At 49.3% G+C, this 542-nt stretch carries 2 tRNA genes and 1 rRNA gene; all 3 read left to right on the top strand.

The window, feature by feature from the left end:
* Nucleotides 1-74: ribosomal RNA gene (locus ACLJZ5_RS22090) — 16S ribosomal RNA — on the top strand; the annotation flags it as partial.
* Between the two features lie 69 nt (nt 75-143).
* Nucleotides 144-220, top strand: a tRNA-Ile gene (locus ACLJZ5_RS22085).
* Nucleotides 221-329: 109 nt separating this feature from the next.
* Nucleotides 330-405 (top strand) — tRNA-Ala (locus ACLJZ5_RS22080).
* Nucleotides 406-542: the final 137 nt, after the last annotated feature.

The following is a 542-nucleotide window of genomic DNA, read 5'->3' as shown; positions in this document are numbered from 1 at the left end:
CTTTGTGATTCATGACTGGGGTGAAGTCGTAACAAGGTAACCGTAGGGGAACCTGCGGTTGGATCACCTCCTTACCTGAAAGAAGCGTACTTTGCAGTGCTCACACAGATTGTCTGATGAAAAACGAGCAGTAAAACCTCTACAGGCTTGTAGCTCAGGTGGTTAGAGCGCACCCCTGATAAGGGTGAGGTCGGTGGTTCAAGTCCACTCAGGCCTACCAGATTCGCTCCCGTGCTTTGTTGTGGCAAAGCTCGCATACTTCAGTATGCTTCGCTTCACCACGCCGCGCCCGGAAACGAATCAAAGGTAAGAGGTTCTGACTACACGATGGGGCTATAGCTCAGCTGGGAGAGCGCCTGCTTTGCACGCAGGAGGTCTGCGGTTCGATCCCGCATAGCTCCACCATCTCGTGAGTGTTTACGAAAAAATACTTCAGAGTGTACCTGAAAGGGTTCACTGCGAAGTTTTGCTCTTTAAAAATCTGGATCAAGCTGAAAATTGAAACACAGAACAACGAAAGTTGTTCGTGAGTCTCTCAAATT

The organism is Salmonella sp. 5800, from assembly GCF_046558195.1.
Lineage (GTDB): Bacteria > Pseudomonadota > Gammaproteobacteria > Enterobacterales > Enterobacteriaceae > Salmonella > Salmonella enterica.
This window is presented reverse-complemented; position numbering and strand designations above follow the sequence as displayed.